Genomic DNA, 16457 nt, shown 5'->3' with positions numbered 1-16457 from the left:
ATACAATATTTGGTATAGAATGCAAGCATTTAGGAATAAAATTCTTTTATCGCCTTGATGTCGCTACTCTGAAACCTTATTATTTACACACTTTGTATGCATAATAACCTTAAACATTTAGCATAAAAGGTGCTGATAAGCTGCAGCGTTAATATAGCAAGCTCAGTCAAGAATTACAATAGATAGTAAGCACCTTTCAAAACCTATTTTTATAAATACAGTTAAAATGGGAATATCTTTTTATTCAGCCCTACTCTTCAACCATTAATTTTTAAACACCTACTTTCAAGATAAAGCGCCCACAAAAAAAGCCACCCTCTTACAAGGATGGCTTTTTTCTAACTGCTTACCGTTATCAGATTGCTCTGATAGCGTTAGTGCTTTAATGCTTAGCTAAGTACGTTAGCAACAACACCAGCGCCTACAGTACGGCCGCCTTCACGAATAGCGAAACGTAGACCTTTGTCCATAGCGATTGGGTGGATAAGCTCTACGCCCATCTCAACGTTATCACCAGGCATAACCATTTCAGTACCGTCTTGTAATTGGATTGCGCCAGTTACGTCAGTAGTACGGAAGTAAAACTGTGGACGATAGCCGTTTAGGAATGGTGTGTGACGACCACCCTCTTCTTTGCTCAACACGTATACTTCAGCGTCAAACTTGGTGTGAGGAGTGATAGAACCTGGCTTAGCAAGTACTTGGCCACGTTGTACGTCTTCACGTTTAGTACCACGTAGTAGTACGCCACAGTTTTCGCCTGCACGACCTTCGTCAAGCAGTTTACGGAACATCTCTACACCAGTACAGGTGGTTTTTTGCGTGTCACGGATACCAACGATTTCGATCTCGTCACCAACACGTACGATACCAGATTCAACACGACCAGTAACAACAGTACCACGACCTGAGATTGAGAATACGTCTTCGATTGGCATTAGGAATGCTTTGTCGATGTCACGCTCTGGCTCTGGGATATAAGTATCTAGGATACCTAGTAGTTCTACTACGGCTGGTTGGCCATATTTGCCTTCGTCGCCTTTAAGGGCTTGGGTGGCTGAACCTTTTACGATTGGGGTGTCATCACCTGGGAAGTCGTAGTCGTTAAGAAGTTCACGAACTTCCATTTCTACTAGCTCAAGCAATTCTTCGTCATCAACAAGGTCACATTTGTTCATGAAGACGATGATGTACGGTACGCCAACCTGACGTGAAAGCAGGATGTGCTCACGGGTTTGTGGCATTGGGCCGTCAGTTGCTGATACAACTAGGATTGCGCCGTCCATTTGAGCGGCACCGGTGATCATGTTTTTAACATAATCGGCGTGACCTGGGCAATCGACGTGTGCGTAGTGACGTGATGGGGTGTCATATTCTACGTGTGAGGTGTTGATGGTGATGCCACGTGCTTTTTCTTCTGGTGCTGAGTCAATAGACGCGTAGTCTTTGGCTTCGCCACCAGAGGTGATTGCTGCTACGGTTGCGATAGCGGCGGTTAGGGTTGTTTTACCGTGGTCAACGTGTCCGATGGTACCGACGTTGACGTGTGGCTTGCTGCGTTCAAACTTGGCCTTTGCCATGGGTATTTCCTCTTTTTTTTGGGGTCAGTGCTTAACATATATAAGTACGACATTTTACGTACTAGGGTTAAAGCATTACTGACCACATTAAAATAGTTGTTAAAAGGGTGCACATACTAATGTGCAGATATTATAAGAAAATCGCGGCCAATAACAAGTCTTTTAACCAATTATTGGCGCATTCTCTACTGACAATACAGAGATATGCCCGATATTGTCAGATTAATACGTATTATTTACTCGTCATCATCTTTAGAGTTGAATTTAGAGATGATAGATTCTGCAACTGATTTTGGAATCTCAGCGTACTTTTGGAATTCCATTGAATAGGTTGCACGACCTTGTGACATTGAGCGCATTTGTGTGGCATAACCAAACATTTCCGCTAATGGTACTTCAGCACGAATCTGTTTAGTACCGCCAGGCAAGTCTTCCATGCCTTGAACCATACCGCGACGACGGTTAAGATCGCCCATGATATCGCCCATGTAGTCTTCAGGGGTTTCAACTTCTACTTTCATTACTGGCTCAAGTAGGGTTGGGTTTGCCGCCATGAAGCCTTTACGGAATGCGATAGAACCAGCCATTTTAAATGATAACTCATCCGAGTCAACATCATGGTAAGAACCATCATACAAGGTTGCTTTAACGCCAACGATTGGGTAACCAGCAAGTACGCCGTTTTTCATGCGCTCTTGAATACCTTTATCAACCGCACCGTGGAATTCTTTTGGTACTGTACCACCAACAACTTCTTCAGAGAATTCATATAGAACGTCGCCCGCTGGATCCAGAGGCTCAAGACGTAACCAAACGTGACCGAATTTACCACGACCACCAGTCTGACGTACGAATTTGCCTTCTTGTTCGACCGTGTTACGAATCGTTTCACGATAAGCAACCTGCGGCGCACCGATGTTTGCTTCAACGTTAAACTCACGCTTCATACGGTCAACAAGAATTTCCAAATGTAGCTCACCCATACCACTGATGATCGTCTGACCAGACTCTTCGTCAGTATGTACACGGAATGATGGATCTTCTTTTGCCAAACGACCCAAAGCAATTGACATTTTTTCTTGGTCAGCTTTAGTCTTAGGCTCAACCGCTAGGCTGATAACTGGATCTGGGAATTCCATACGCTCTAGCGTGATAACATTTTGCTCATCACATAAGGTATCACCAGTAGTGACATCTTTCATGCCAACTAACGCTGCGATATCACCCGTACGGATCTCTTGTAGCTCTACCTGAGCATCTGCCATCATCTGAACGATACGGCCAACACGCTCACGCTTCATTTTAACAGGGTTATAAACGCTACTGCCCTGCTTTAGAACACCTGAATAAACACGAACGAAGGTTAAGTTACCAACGAACTTATCGTTCATGATTTTGAACGCTAGTGCTGCAAACGGCTCGTCATCAGACGCTTCGCGGAAGCCTTCAGACTCGTCTTTGTCATCAAGGATACCTTTAATAGCCGGTACGTCCATTGGCGCAGGTAGATACTGAATAACCGCATCCAACATCTTCTGTACACCTTTGTTTTTAAAGGCAGTACCACAAAGCAGTGGAATGATTTCGTTATCAATAGTTAGTTTACGGATAGCGCCATGAATCTGCTCTACCGTCAATTCACCATTTTCTAGGTATTCATTCATCAATTCTTCTGATGCTTCAGCCGCATTCTCTACTAGATACTCACGATATTCTTCCGCTTTTTCTTGTAGTTCTACTGGGATTTCGCGCTCCTCATATTCCATACCTTGAGACGCTTCGTCCCAATAGATGGCTTTCATAGTCACTAGATCCACAACGCCTTCAAAGTCATCTTCTTTACCAATTGGAATAACCAATGGTACTGGCTTGCCGCCTAGACGAGTTTTGATTTGTTCTACCACACGGTAGAAATCAGCACCAACACGATCCATTTTGTTAATGAATGCTAAGCGTGGTACTTTATATTTGTTTGCCTGACGCCATACGGTCTCAGACTGTGGCTGAACGCCGCCTACTGCACAGTAAACCATGCACGCGCCATCAAGTACACGCATAGAACGTTCAACTTCAATCGTGAAGTCAACGTGACCTGGGGTGTCAATGATGTTAATGCGATGTTCGTCGAACTGTTTTGCCATACCTGACCAAAAACAAGTCGTCGCCGCAGAAGCAATGGTAATACCGCGCTCTTGTTCTTGCTCCATAAAGTCCATGGTAGCTGCACCATCATGGGTTTCGCCAAGCTTGTGGCTAACACCAGTATAGAACAAAACACGTTCAGTTGTGGTCGTCTTACCAGCATCAATATGCGCTGAGATACCAATATTGCGATAGCGCTTTAGGGGAGTTTTACGAGCCATAGTGTTTTCCTAGGGAAATTCGTGTATATAATAATGTGTTGTGTCTCTACCTCATACTCTCTATGACAAAGCCATCGGACTTCGTAATATTACTTACTGATTATTGGGCCAAATACGGACAAAAAAAGAGCAAATATAAGAATATAGCGGCATCAAACTCAGGAAACTTTCTTTGTGAGCGTTACAAGCTTTGTAAGTTTGCAGGCTTCTCGAAATAGTATCCCTTTCAGAACAGCATCTTGACAGATGTCCGCCATCTAAGTGGTTTAACGATTCAATCACCTTACGATGAGAATAATTAAACAACCCAATGATGATGGCGGCAATCAATAGAATAAATCAACAATACAAGGATTAACTGGCCGAAACCGTTAATCCTAAGCGTCTAGGCTAGAATTAAAAGATAAGACCAGCTTAGAAACGGTAATGAGAGAATGCTTTGTTAGCATCTGCCATGCGGTGAACTTCGTCACGCTTTTTCATAGCATTACCTTTGCCGTCAGCAGCATCATTCAATTCGCCTGCAAGACGCAAAGCCATTGATTTTTCAGAACGCTTAGCAGCAGCTTCAGCTAACCAACGCATAGCCAAGGCAGTACGACGGGAGGGGCGTACTTCCATTGGTACTTGGTAGGTTGCACCACCGACACGGCGAGCTTTTACTTCGACCATTGGACGGACGTTTTCTAGAACTTCTTCAAAGAAAGCGACTGGGTCTTCGATCTTACGTTTTTCGCTAACTGTTTCAAGAGCACCGTAAACGATACGCTCAGCAGTAGATTTTTTACCATGACTCATGACATGGTTGATGAATTTTGCAACAGTTTGGCTACCAAACTTAGGATCCGGTAGGATCTCACGGGTAGCAACGACGCGACGTCTTGGCATAATAATAATCCTTTTCTTCAGGAGTGTCTGACATTCACAATCTCGCACCAATTAATATTGGATGGCGTTATATCGAGTTGTCAGTCAGCCTTACTGCATGGCGGTATGTTATAACAATAAATCATTAATTTAACAAAATACCGTTAACACCAGACCCATGCACAGTTAATGGGTGATACAAAAAAGCTTAGCTAATAACATTTAGTTATTAAGCTTTAGGCTTCTTAGCACCATATTTAGAACGACCTTGTTTACGGTCTTTAACGCCTGCGCAATCTAGTGCACCACGAACGGTGTGATAACGTACACCTGGTAGATCTTTTACACGACCACCACGGATAAGAACAACACTGTGCTCTTGTAGGTTATGACCTTCGCCGCCAATGTAGCTTGATACTTCATAGCCTGAAGTCAAACGTACACGACATACTTTACGCATGGCTGAGTTAGGTTTTTTAGGGGTAGTAGTATATACGCGAGTACATACACCACGGCGTTGTGGGCACGCTTCCAACGCAGGAACTTTTGACTTTTCCTTGATGGTTTTGCGACCTTTACGAATCAATTGGTTAGTTGTTGCCATGAGGCATCCTTCTCCCGTTTGGTATAAAACAAAAAAATGGGGCAATGCGCCAACCATCTGACATTAACGACAGATTTCGGAACACCCATTTTTAGGACAGTGTATTATAAAGAGTTGTTGCTGCTATTTCAACCACTTATGAGTGATTGTACTTTACAACATTCGATAGATATGCATTACGCCTACCACTATACCACTTTATCTGTTTTTAGTTAAAATCTGGCTAAAAAGCAGTTTGTTAAATATGGTATCGAAAGTAGCGTCATACATCGTTCAGATAAGATATTTAGAAATAAACAAATAGCAATTTATGAGAGCTAAATGGTGATGCTATCTTATTTTTCAAGCTTATTATCAAAGAGTATCTCATATTTAATGAGAAAAATCTTAATGAGTAAAAGCTCAATGGAAAAAAGAGAGCACCGCCCATTTTAGCACTAAATGCGCACCGTACTTATAATATAGTAAAAGACAAATTAAAAAAAACTAAGTACTAAGCTCATAAAGGGCGACATTATTTCTATTTGCTTTGCTTGTCAGCCGCTTTGTCCGCACTACCCTTTTTAGCGTCTTTTTTATCGCTTACTTTTTCGGTTTCTTCCGAGACGTCTTTATCATTACCTTTAGCGGATTCTTTTTTGCTGTCAGTATCTTCGCCTGACTCTTTCTGAGCATTTTTCTCAGTATCTTTTTTCTCAGTATCTTGCTGCTTATCATCGCTAGCAGGTTTGCTCACTTCGGCTTCACTACTGCTATCGTCGGTAATCGCACGGTTAGCAAGTTTGGCTTCAGGGGCAAAAGTCGCTTGCGCCACGCCAATCACTTCATCAATCAGCTGACTGTTATAGCGCATACCGATAATCACAGCGGTCACTGGTAAGAAGCGGCGTATCCATGACAAGTTAATTTGGTCTAAATCAATGCCAACCTGACTGGCAATGCTATCTACTTGCTCAGCATAAAAATTGACGCTTTTATTCTGCAAGCCTAAGTTTTTTAGCTCATTGTGCAGACCGCTGCTTTGCGCATTGTCGAGTAAGCCTTTACCGATACCAAGACCCGCTAGTAAGGCTTGTTTTTCTTGCATCTTACTTAAGTCAGCATTGGCAAGCAGCTCATAAGCCATCTTGACGCCTTGCTTACCCGTTAACGGCTTATTATAAACAGCACCCAACTGATAGACGGTACGTAATGATACCAATAACAACCACAAGGTATCAGCAAGCAAACCTGGCAATCCAGCCAAACCGGTCAAGCCACCTATCGTTGCCAAAGCACGGTTTTGATTGGCAATATCAGTCGCTAATGCATAACGCTCTTCATCGTCCAAGCTTGCGATATTAGCAAAGCGATGCTGATTTGGCAGGTCAATCTGACTCCAATTGGCAGCAAGCTTAGCGACTTGGGCAAAAGCACCATCAACCGTCGATTCAAACAAACTGTTTGGCACTACTTTTTTGGCATATTTACCATAAGTAGCAAAGCGGTTACCCAATAATTGCTGCGTTGCTTTTAATGTTTGCTCACGGAATAAATCTTGTTGATAGTCTTCATCGCCTAGATTTACCGCTTTAAATTGACGCGGTTTGCCGCTCTTAGCATTGACGCTATCAATCATCGCGCCCATACGTTCTAGATTATTGCGGGTAAAAGAGCCAACGCTGCTAATGCCTTTATATAGAGTGCTACGCTTTGCCATCTTGATGTCCTTAATATGATGAGTGTTTGTTATTAATATTATTTATAGATACTTCTTAAATAGATACTTTTTAAACGGATACTTCTTAAATTGATTGCCATTCTAGCGAACGCTGATGATAGCTGTCAGTGCCAACAATGTTATCGCCAGCGCCAGTTTTGTATCTAAAAGTATCCTTTATCTATGGCTGCCAAGGACTTTAGTATATAACTAAATGCGCTGTAGCTGAAATGAGTTTATGCTATTTATAATCTCATCTTTTAGCCTCATAATCATGAGGCGTACACCGTGCTAATCCCTCGAGAATACTGACTGTTTATTTTTAATAATAAGCGTGGTTTTGTCGTTATTTTACACTTACGCCAAGATTTTAAACCCTTGATACGTTATCATAGGCCATAATTCAAAGTACAGTTGTACTTTTATTTAGCAAGCAGTATTTATAAAGTAGTATCTATAAAGAATAGTGTTTTATTCTAACCATTATAATGACTGTCAAATAAGCATTTAGCGTCCAAAACCTTATTTATTAATTTTATTAGCAACGATAAAGGGTCTGGATGTTAGATAATAGCAGTAAATATTTAAAAGCGATTGTTAAAGGTAATTATCAAAAAATCGTTACTCATAAGGAATAGTATATGCGCCGCGTTGTTATCACTGGAGCAGGGATAGTCTCTTGTATCGGACATGATTTGGCTACTGTCACCGATGCTCTTAAACAAGGGCGCTCAGGTATTACGTTCAATGAATCGTATGCTGAGCACGACTTTAAATCACACGTTAGCGGTAGTATTGATAAGTCAGAACTTGATACGTCGGGCATTGACCGTAAATTGAAGCGTTTTTTTAGTGATGCAAGCCTTTATGCTTATGTCAGCGCTCTAGACGCTATTGAGCAGTCGGGATTAACGCTTGAGACCATCAACAATAATCCGCGTGTGGGTGTGGTTGCAAGCTCAGGCGGCGCATCAACCGAAAATATCGTGAATGCCATCGATGCGATGCGTGAAAAAGGTCTGCGCGGTGTCGGTGCGATGGCGGTGCCAAAAACCATGGGCAGCTCGGTATCAGCGGCGCTGGCAACGGGTTTAAAAATCCAAGGTATCTCCTACTCGTTATCTTCTGCTTGCGCAACATCAACGCATTGTATCGGTCATGCTGCTGAGCTTATCCAACTTGGTAAAGCCGATGTGATACTTGCTGGTGGTAGTGAAGCGGAACATTGGACGCAGTCATGCATGTTTGATGCCATGGGCGCGGTCAGTACGCAGTATAATGACACACCGACACTTGCCTCTAGAGCGTATGATAAAAACCGTGATGGCTTTGTGATTGCAGCAGGCGGCGCGATGGTCGTGGTTGAAAGTCTTGAGCACGCCCAAGCACGCGGTGCCAATATCTTAGCTGAAATCGTCGGTTATGGTGCCAGCTCTGATGGCGCTGAAATGGTCGCCCCAAGTGGTGAAGGCGCTGTCCGCTGTATGCAACTCGCCCTTGCTGAAGCAGGCTTAGAGAGCGTTGATTATATCAATAGCCACGGTACCAGTACGCCGCTAGGGGATGTGACTGAGCTTAAAGCCATTGCCAAAGTATTTGGTGATGATGTCAGTCAAGTACCTGCTATCAGCTCAACCAAGTCCATGACCGGTCATAGCCTCGGTGCAGTCGGCGCGCAAGAATTGATTTATTGCTTACTCATGCTACAAGACGGCTTTATCGCCCCAAGTATCAATATTACAAAATTAGACCCTGCTGCTGAAGGCTTTGATATTGTCACTGAAAAGCGTGATGTTAAGCTTAAGACGCTTATGAGCAATAGCTTTGGCTTTGGCGGTACTAATGCTACCTTAATTATTAAAAAGTTTGACGCCTAACTATGCTCGTAGCACCGCATCTTAAAACTGAGCAGACAGCATCTGCCCCATCGCCAGCTACTCAACCTAGCTGGCGTTTTGGTGACCTGTCTGCCGCAGAGTTACTGCCAAAACTAAAGCGTCATCTGTATGGACAAAATCCTAACGCAAACTGGCAATTGGTTTGGCTGAATAACGATGGGCGACCTGTGATTGGTTTATTACCAAAAATGAGCTGGTCGGTTTATTATCTTTCTGATTCTAAATTGCCTAATCAGCAACCGAACATCTATAAAGTCATAAAAAATTGCCGTGATGGCTCACATAGTCAGGCTAAAACCAATCAAGCGATTATTAGCAGTTATATGAGTTATAGCGACTGGCAAGAGGATTTGATTGCTTATAGTCAGGCTCATAACGCAGATAACACTTATGATAAGAATTCTCTGTCGATTGAAGATCATGATAAGCAGCCAAGTTACCATCATGGCTTGATAGGTTTTATTGGTTATGATATTGCCGCTTATGAGCTTAGCCCAACCGCTAAGATAAAGCTAGCAGCGCAGCCTTGTGCCAGCTTAGGGCATTATGATATTTATCTAACACCAAACGCTGAACAAACGAGCTGGCAGCTTACTATAAAAGACAGCGTCACTGATACTGATACTGATACTGATACTGATAACGATGACGAACAAAAAGGCGTACTGGTTAAAGCGCTTATCTCATATTTAGATATATTGGATAAGGAATTATCTAACCAAACATTAGAAAAGTCAGCGCTTGAAACGTCATGTAAAACAACGCCTTTATTATTAAAAGCGCAATGGAGTAAGCGGGATTATCAGCAAGCCTTTGATAAAACGCAAAGCTATCTGCAACAAGGTGACTGCTATCAAATCAATCTCACCCAACAATGGCAAGGCGCTTTTAATCAAAACCTCACTGATAATGTCACACCGATGCTTATTGTTTACTTACCTGCCTTGCATCGTAATACCCATGCGCCGTTTGCAGGGTATTTAGCAGTCAATGATTTTACTAGTAAAATGAGGGTTAATACGCCAGACCATCAATTTGAATTATTAAGCTGCTCGCCTGAGTTATTTTTTACCTTTAATAAAGACGATAACACTGGCAAGCACCATATACGCACCAAACCTATTAAAGGTACGATGCCGCGTGGGTTAAATACTGAACAAGATAATGCTTATAAACAGCAGCTTATTGGTAGCGAAAAAGACCGTGCCGAAAACGTCATGATTGTCGATTTGCTACGTAATGATTTGGGCAAATATGCCAAGATTGGCAGCGTCAAAGTGCCGCAATTATTTGCGATCGAAAGCTTTAGCAATGTGCACCATATGGTCAGCACCATCACCGCTGAGCTAAAGACAGATACCCACCCGCTTGCCGTATTGTTTGGCAGTTTGCCCGCCGGTTCCATTACAGGTACGCCAAAAAAGCGCGCCGTTGAAATTATCTCGGAGTTAGAAGGTGCAGCGCGCGGTGCTTATTGTGGCACATTAGGTTATATGAACTTTGATGGTAGTGGGCAATGGAATGTATTGATACGTACTTTGCAAGCAAATACCTTATCAAATCATAAGCTAGGGAAAAAAGAAAGACATGTTAGCTTATGGGCAGGCGGTGGTATCACTGTTGCGTCTGACTGCGATGCTGAATATCAAGAATGCCTTGATAAAGTTGGTAACCTTTTAGGTGTTTTAACTCAAGACAATAGTGATAAATAAACTTCAGCTTTATTTAAAAGATGAAGAAAAAACCAATAAAAAAGCCTGCTCAACATGACGTTAGCAGGCTTTTTTATTTATATATAATAGACGCACTTTAAAACAGACACAGTGCGACTGTGATGAATTTTTCGTAGCCTCTGTGATAGCAGCAAGCAAGGAAAATTTATACCAGTCGCACCTAACTATTAACGTATCGATTTTATTTTGAACTGACTATAACTTGGTGTTTTTGCTTTAGACCATTAAAGTATAAATCTTAAACAAGGTTTTACTCAGCAACGCTTTCAGCTTCTGCTTGCAACACTTTTAGGGCATCAATTAAACGCTGATTCTGCGCTGCTGTACCAACGGTAATACGTAGATACTCATTGATACGCGGTTTATCAAAGTGACGCACGATGATACCTTGCTCGCGTAACGTACTGGCTACCGCACTTGCCTCACCATCTTTTGGACGGGCAAATACAAAGTTGGCGTGCGATGGCAGCACTTCATAATCGAGCGCCGTCAGCTCGGCGGTAAGCGCTTGGCGTAAGTCGATGACTTGCTGGCAGGTCTGGGTAAAATATTCCACATCTAACACACTGGCGGTCGCTCCCGCTTGCGCCAACTTATCGAGCGGATAGCTATTAAAGCTATTTTTCATACGTGTCAATGCTTCGATTAATGACGCATTCCCAAACGCCATACCGACACGTAAACCGGCAAGCGAGCGTGATTTTGAAAAGGTTTGGGTCACGAGCAAATTATCAAACTCATTAATCAGGCTAACCGCTGACACTTCTGTATCCAAGCTACCCTCTTCTTTTTGCGCAAAATCGATATAAGCTTCGTCAATCACAATCACTGAATTCGAGTGCTCACCAGCAAGCTTACGAATATCAGCAAGCGGTAATAACAAACCAGTTGGGGCATTAGGATTGGCGATAATAATACCGCTACAAGGTTGACGGTAGGCATCGGGGTCGATACTAAAGTCTTCTTCTAGGGCAATTGGTACCAGCTCAATACCAAAAGTATTGGCGTAAACAGGGTAGAAACTATAGCTAATATCAGGTGCTAAAACAGGGCGCTCTTTTAGGAAAAAGCTGGCAAATACCAACGCCAATACTTCATCAGAGCCATTACCAACAAACACTTGATTGATATCAAGGTTATATAACTCGGCCAAGGCAGCACGCAACTCATCAGACTCAGGTGCAGGATATAAACGCAGCTCATCCGCTTGCTGCTGTAAAACCTTTGCGATTGCCTCGCCGACTTTTGGTGAGGGCGGAAACGGATTTTCATTGGTATTCAATTTGCACAAATTTTCATGTTGAGGCTGCTCACCAGGAACGTAAGGTGACAAGTTACGCGCTTTAGAAGACCAAAGTCTGGTGTCTATCTTTAACTCACTCATAAATTATCCTACTATTAGCCATATCATTATTAGACATCTTTATTAAATATAATTTGTAAATATAGTTCTCAAAAATCAGTTGTTAAATTTATCTCGTAAATACAGTCATTAAACATCAATGCTTAAAAAAGCTTCTCAAAATAGAACTCAAAAGCAAATCCTACATCGACCTATAGCTGTTATTGATAACGATAACGGGCTGAGCGCGCATGGGCTTCTAAGTCCTCACGCTGCGCTAAAATATCTGCTGTCTTAGCCAGCGGCTTACTACCCGCCTCACTGCAATAAATAATTGATGATTTCTTTTGGAAGTCATAGACACCGAGCGGCGAAGAAAAACGCGCCGTCCCAGAAGTTGGCAACACGTGATTGGGCCCTGCACAGTAGTCACCAATCGCCTCAGGCGTATGACGTCCCATGAAAATAGCACCAGCATGACGAATATCATCAAGTAGCGCATCAGGCTCATCGACGGACAATTCTAAATGCTCAGGAGCGACGCGATTAATCACCGCCATACCTTCTGCACGGTCTTTAACCAAAATCAGCGCGCCACGATTTTTTAGGGAATCACGGGCGATATCGGCTTTTGGCAACTCTGCCAAGGCTTTTTCAATCTCAGCAGCGACTTCTTTAAGCTGCTTACTACATGTAGTCACGAAGATAGCTTGGGCGATACGGTCATGCTCCGCTTGCGACAATAAATCCATCGCCAACCAATCAGCGCGATCTTGCGCCTCGCCTTCTGCATAGACCAATACTTCAGAGGGGCCGGCAATCATATCAATCCCAACTTGGCCAAATACCGCCCGCTTCGCCGCTGCGACGTATTTGTTACCAGGGCCAGTGATTTTGTCTACAGCCGGAATCGTTTCGGTACCGTATGCCAAGGCAGCAATGGCTTGTGCACCGCCAATGGTAAAGACACGGTCAACTTGTGCCAAATGCGCTGCTGCTAAGACCAATGGATTGAGCACGCCTTTTGGCGCTGGTACCACCATGATAACCTCGGCAACGCCAGCTACTCTGGCAGGAATCGCATTCATCAATACAGAAGACGGATAAGATGCCAAGCCGCCGGGCACATAAATACCAACGCGATCAAGCGGCGTGACTTTTTGACCTAAGCGATTGCCAAGCTCGTCTTCATATTGCCAAGTTTCTTGCACTTGGCGCTCATGGAATGTCTGTACGCGTGTCGCTGCGGTCATCAAAGCCGTTTTGACGGTATCGTCAAGATTGGCAAACGCTGCAGCAAGTGCCTCTTTAGTCAGCTCTAGCTCTTGTATCGTCGTCGCTGGATGCTGATCAAACTGTTGGGTCAAGGCCAGTACCACGCTATCGCCACCATGACGTACTTTTGCAATGATATCGTCAACGGTTTTTAGTAATTCAACATCGTTCACGGTTTCAAAAGCAAGCAGTTGGATCAGTTGACTGTCAAAATCAGCATCTTGAGTACTTAGTTGGCGCATGACTTAATCCTATAGTTGAGCATGAAATACGGCTATAAAGAATAGATGGGATAAAAGGGCAATTGGGAAAATAAAAAAGGCTGGTATCCCAGCTTAATGTTGGATGGCTGACTCAGATTATACTGAGCTTTTATTTTCTGGCAAGCAAATACAACAAAACCAGTTTAGCACGCTATATCTATCCTAGAGCGCCAAACTGGTTTAAAATTTTGTATAACCGTGCTTGATATTATCAATGATTGCTAGCGTGTGATAAGCGCGTTGCATCAGTACCAAACAAGTATTGGTTTAAGAAGCGCTGGCAATACTGTTTTTAAAACTGTCTAAAATCGGCTCAAGCAGCGCAAATTTACGCTTATAGCTGACTTGATTGACAATCAGGCGTGACGACACATCGCAAATATGGTCGCGCGCTTCAAGTCCATTGGCGCGTAGCGTATTACCAGTATCGACGACGTCAACAATCAAGTCACCCAAACCAACCAGTGGCGCAAGCTCCATCGAACCATACAGCTTAATCACATCGACTTGCTGACCTTGGCTAGCAAAATAAGCACGAGCAACATTGACGTATTTAGTCGCAATACGCAGACGACGATTGGGCAGCGGCGCACCTTTAACGCCAGCGGTCATCAGCTTACACTGAGCAATCTGCAAATCTAACAACTCATAAACGTGATTGGCACCATGCTCAAGCAACACATCTTTACCCGCCACACCAAAATCAGCAGCACCGTGTTCAACATAGGTTGGCACGTCACTGGCACGCAAAATTAAGACGCGTACATTCGGGTTTGAGGTTGGAAAAATAAGTTTGCGCGACGCTTCAGGGTCTTCTAATAATTCAACGCCAGCAGCACGTAACAAAGGCATCGTTTCTTCTAAGATGCGACCCTTTGATAGCGCAAGTGTCAAACCTGAAAACTCATCATTTACTTCGTTTAATAAGCCGTCAGTTGGAAGGCTATTGCTTGCTTCAGTCATAATGACTCGTGTCCGTGTACAGTTAGTTGCCTTACTTAAAAGGCATTATTAAGTTTAATAAATAGACGTGAATACCAATAACAGCGGCTAATTAACCAGTCTAGTCGTTGGTATTAATGCGTTCGATATTGACCCCAAGGGCGCGTAGTTTTTCTTCGACATGCTCATAACCACGATCAATATGGTAAATGCGGTCAATCAAGCTCTCGCCTTCAGCAGCAGCAGCAGCCATCACCAATGACATCGACGCCCGCAAATCCGTTGCCATGACAGGCGCAGCAGTGAAGCATTCAATCCCTGTGACGACAGCCGCATGACCGTCTACTTGGATAGACGCGCCCAATCGGTTAAGCTCAGGCACGTGCATATAGCGATTTTCAAAGATATTTTCGATAAAAGTACTGGTGCCATCGGCAAGACAAGCAATCGCCATTACTTGTGCTTGCATATCGGTTGGGAAACCTGGATGCGGCTGAGTACGGATATTAACCGGTAATGGGCGACCTTTCATTTGTGCACGAATCCAATCATCACCGGTGGTAATAATCGCCCCCATGTCTTCAAATTTTTCTAACACGGGCGTTAATAAAAGTGCCGAGGTGTTTTTGGCCAATACATCACCGCGTGTCATCAAAGCGCCAGCAAGGTAAGAACCTGTTTCGATGCGGTCTGCTACCACCGAATACTCACAGCCATGCAAGCGCTCAACGCCTTCGATGGTCATGGTTGCAGTACCAATACCGCTGATTTTAGCACCCATCGCTACCAGCATATTGGCCAAATCGACCACTTCTGGCTCAAGCGCGCAATTGCCGAGCACTGTCGTCCCTTTGGCCAATGCGGCCGCCATAATAACGTTTTCAGTACCGCCAACCGTTATCATGTCAAAAGAGAAGTTACAGCCGATAAGCTTGCCGCCTTTTGGCGCTTGCGCTTTGACATAACCATTCTCAACGCTAATCTCAGCACCCATGGCTTCAAAGGCTTTTAGATGCTGGTCAACAGGACGTGAGCCGATAGCACAGCCGCCCGGTAATGACACTTCGGCTTCACCAAAACGTGCCAGCAAAGGGCCTAAGACTAAAATCGAGGCGCGCATGGTTTTTACCAAATCATACGGCGCATAGAAATTATCGATATTCTTGGTATCGCAGGTGACAGTATCGCCCTGCTTTTGAATATCAATGCCCATGCCACCGATCAATTCAATCAAGGTGCGCACATCTTGTAGCGATGGCACGTTATGCAATGTCGTTGGGGTCTCGGCCAAAATCATAGCGGCAAGTAAAGGCAAAGCGGCATTTTTGGCGCCTGAGATCGTGACTTCCCCTGCGATACGACTGCTACCGGTGATTAAAAATTGATCCATAAGGTGACAACCTAGCGATAAGTATAAAAATGATGAGAAACCAGAAATGATAAAACCCGCAATATAAAGTGCCGGTGCGACAAGTTCAGGTCATAGATAAAAGTCATAGGTAAAAAGAGTTAGCCTTGAGATTGAACGTCCCATTCGGCTGGCGTTAAGGCTTGAATATTGAGCGCATGAATATCACCGCTCGCAATCTTGTCGTTTACCAAGGCGTAAACAGCCTGCTGGCGTTGTACTGCGCGCTTGCCTTCAAAACTGGCATCAACCACCCGTACATCAAACTTGGTACCTTGATTGGCAGCTTGAATAAAAGCATCTGGGAAGTGAGTTTGTAAAAATGCAATCAAATCGTCAGCGTTCATGCTCATAGAATATTCTGCCTTAAAGTTTAAATAGGGTATAGGATTAAAGTAACGTCATTATAACAAGAGTTTGACCATCTTACAGTACTGTCTTACGCAACTGCGTTTAACTATTTATCATAGCGGCAAACGTACT

The 16457-nt window shown here is 43.6% G+C and carries 12 protein-coding genes; 2 read left to right on the top strand and 10 right to left on the bottom strand.

Annotation, left to right across the window (positions count from 1 at the left end; genetic code table 11):
- Positions 1-389: 389 nt before the first annotated feature.
- The 5 genes from tuf to QJS82_RS00440 all read right to left on the bottom strand — a co-directional run bounded on the left by tuf (position 390) and on the right by QJS82_RS00440 (position 7113).
- On the bottom strand, positions 390-1580 hold the full coding sequence (gene tuf, locus QJS82_RS00460) for an elongation factor Tu (protein WP_068405116.1): 1191 nt from the start codon (positions 1578-1580) through the stop codon (positions 390-392).
- A gap of 236 nt (positions 1581-1816) precedes the next feature.
- The gene (gene fusA, locus QJS82_RS00455; RefSeq protein WP_201619267.1) at positions 1817-3943 is read right to left on the bottom strand and encodes an elongation factor G; all 2127 of its coding nucleotides are present in this window, start codon (positions 3941-3943) and stop codon (positions 1817-1819) included.
- A gap of 414 nt (positions 3944-4357) precedes the next feature.
- On the bottom strand, positions 4358-4831 hold the full coding sequence (gene rpsG / locus QJS82_RS00450; RefSeq protein WP_183621326.1) for a 30S ribosomal protein S7: 474 nt from the start codon (positions 4829-4831) through the stop codon (positions 4358-4360).
- 208 nt (positions 4832-5039) lie between these two features.
- Positions 5040-5414 carry a 30S ribosomal protein S12 gene (rpsL, locus tag QJS82_RS00445; protein WP_183621325.1) on the bottom strand — a complete coding sequence of 125 codons (375 nt, stop codon included), beginning with the start codon at positions 5412-5414 and terminating at the stop codon, positions 5040-5042.
- A 520-nt stretch (positions 5415-5934) separates the two neighbouring features.
- Positions 5935-7113, bottom strand: coding sequence for a DNA-directed RNA polymerase I subunit RPA34 (locus tag QJS82_RS00440; RefSeq protein WP_281490857.1), 1179 nt, complete (start codon positions 7111-7113; stop codon positions 5935-5937).
- Between the two features lie 641 nt (positions 7114-7754).
- Between QJS82_RS00440 and QJS82_RS00435 the strand changes: the two genes are divergently transcribed.
- Complete coding sequence (locus QJS82_RS00435; RefSeq protein WP_281490856.1) at positions 7755-8990, top strand: beta-ketoacyl-ACP synthase II; 1236 nt, start codon at positions 7755-7757, stop codon at positions 8988-8990.
- Positions 8991-8992: 2 nt separating this feature from the next.
- Positions 8993-10723 carry an anthranilate synthase component I family protein gene (locus tag QJS82_RS00430; RefSeq protein WP_281490855.1) on the top strand — a complete coding sequence of 577 codons (1731 nt, stop codon included), beginning with the start codon at positions 8993-8995 and terminating at the stop codon, positions 10721-10723.
- Positions 10724-10994: 271 nt separating this feature from the next.
- On the opposite strand, the gene hisC is transcribed toward QJS82_RS00430, so the two are convergent.
- From hisC to QJS82_RS00405, 5 genes are all read right to left on the bottom strand, one after another.
- Positions 10995-12128 (bottom strand): histidinol-phosphate transaminase, encoded by a 1134-nt coding sequence (hisC, locus tag QJS82_RS00425; RefSeq protein ID WP_281490854.1) that lies wholly within the window; start codon positions 12126-12128, stop codon positions 10995-10997.
- Positions 12129-12307: 179 nt separating this feature from the next.
- Positions 12308-13603, bottom strand: a complete 1296-nt coding sequence (hisD, locus tag QJS82_RS00420) for a histidinol dehydrogenase (protein WP_281490853.1) — start codon at positions 13601-13603, stop codon at positions 12308-12310.
- A gap of 288 nt (positions 13604-13891) precedes the next feature.
- Positions 13892-14587 carry an ATP phosphoribosyltransferase gene (hisG, locus tag QJS82_RS00415; RefSeq protein ID WP_201619273.1) on the bottom strand — a complete coding sequence of 232 codons (696 nt, stop codon included), beginning with the start codon at positions 14585-14587 and terminating at the stop codon, positions 13892-13894.
- Between the two features lie 100 nt (positions 14588-14687).
- Positions 14688-15956 carry a UDP-N-acetylglucosamine 1-carboxyvinyltransferase gene (gene murA / locus QJS82_RS00410; RefSeq protein WP_281490852.1) on the bottom strand — a complete coding sequence of 423 codons (1269 nt, stop codon included), beginning with the start codon at positions 15954-15956 and terminating at the stop codon, positions 14688-14690.
- Positions 15957-16075: 119 nt separating this feature from the next.
- Complete coding sequence (locus QJS82_RS00405) at positions 16076-16327, bottom strand: BolA family protein (protein ID WP_011514505.1); 252 nt, start codon at positions 16325-16327, stop codon at positions 16076-16078.
- Positions 16328-16457: the final 130 nt, after the last annotated feature.

It is taken from the genome of Psychrobacter maritimus (assembly GCF_029953575.1).
Taxonomy (GTDB): domain Bacteria; phylum Pseudomonadota; class Gammaproteobacteria; order Pseudomonadales; family Moraxellaceae; genus Psychrobacter; species Psychrobacter maritimus.
Note: the sequence above shows the minus strand (reverse complement) of the source record. Positions and strands in the feature narration are given on the sequence as shown.

Coding starts and splice junctions, on each gene's coding strand:
- tuf (WP_068405116.1), bottom strand. CDS start 1,580: ATGGCAAAGGCCAAGTTTGAACGCAGCAAGCCACACGTCAACGTCGGT.
- fusA (WP_201619267.1), bottom strand. CDS start 3,943: ATGGCTCGTAAAACTCCCCTAAAGCGCTATCGCAATATTGGTATCTCA.
- rpsG (WP_183621326.1), bottom strand. CDS start 4,831: ATGCCAAGACGTCGCGTCGTTGCTACCCGTGAGATCCTACCGGATCCT.
- rpsL (WP_183621325.1), bottom strand. CDS start 5,414: ATGGCAACAACTAACCAATTGATTCGTAAAGGTCGCAAAACCATCAAG.
- QJS82_RS00440 (WP_281490857.1), bottom strand. CDS start 7,113: ATGGCAAAGCGTAGCACTCTATATAAAGGCATTAGCAGCGTTGGCTCT.
- QJS82_RS00435 (WP_281490856.1), top strand. CDS start 7,755: ATGCGCCGCGTTGTTATCACTGGAGCAGGGATAGTCTCTTGTATCGGA.
- QJS82_RS00430 (WP_281490855.1), top strand. CDS start 8,993: ATGCTCGTAGCACCGCATCTTAAAACTGAGCAGACAGCATCTGCCCCA.
- hisC (WP_281490854.1), bottom strand. CDS start 12,128: ATGAGTGAGTTAAAGATAGACACCAGACTTTGGTCTTCTAAAGCGCGT.
- hisD (WP_281490853.1), bottom strand. CDS start 13,603: ATGCGCCAACTAAGTACTCAAGATGCTGATTTTGACAGTCAACTGATC.
- hisG (WP_201619273.1), bottom strand. CDS start 14,587: ATGACTGAAGCAAGCAATAGCCTTCCAACTGACGGCTTATTAAACGAA.
- murA (WP_281490852.1), bottom strand. CDS start 15,956: ATGGATCAATTTTTAATCACCGGTAGCAGTCGTATCGCAGGGGAAGTC.
- QJS82_RS00405 (WP_011514505.1), bottom strand. CDS start 16,327: ATGAGCATGAACGCTGACGATTTGATTGCATTTTTACAAACTCACTTC.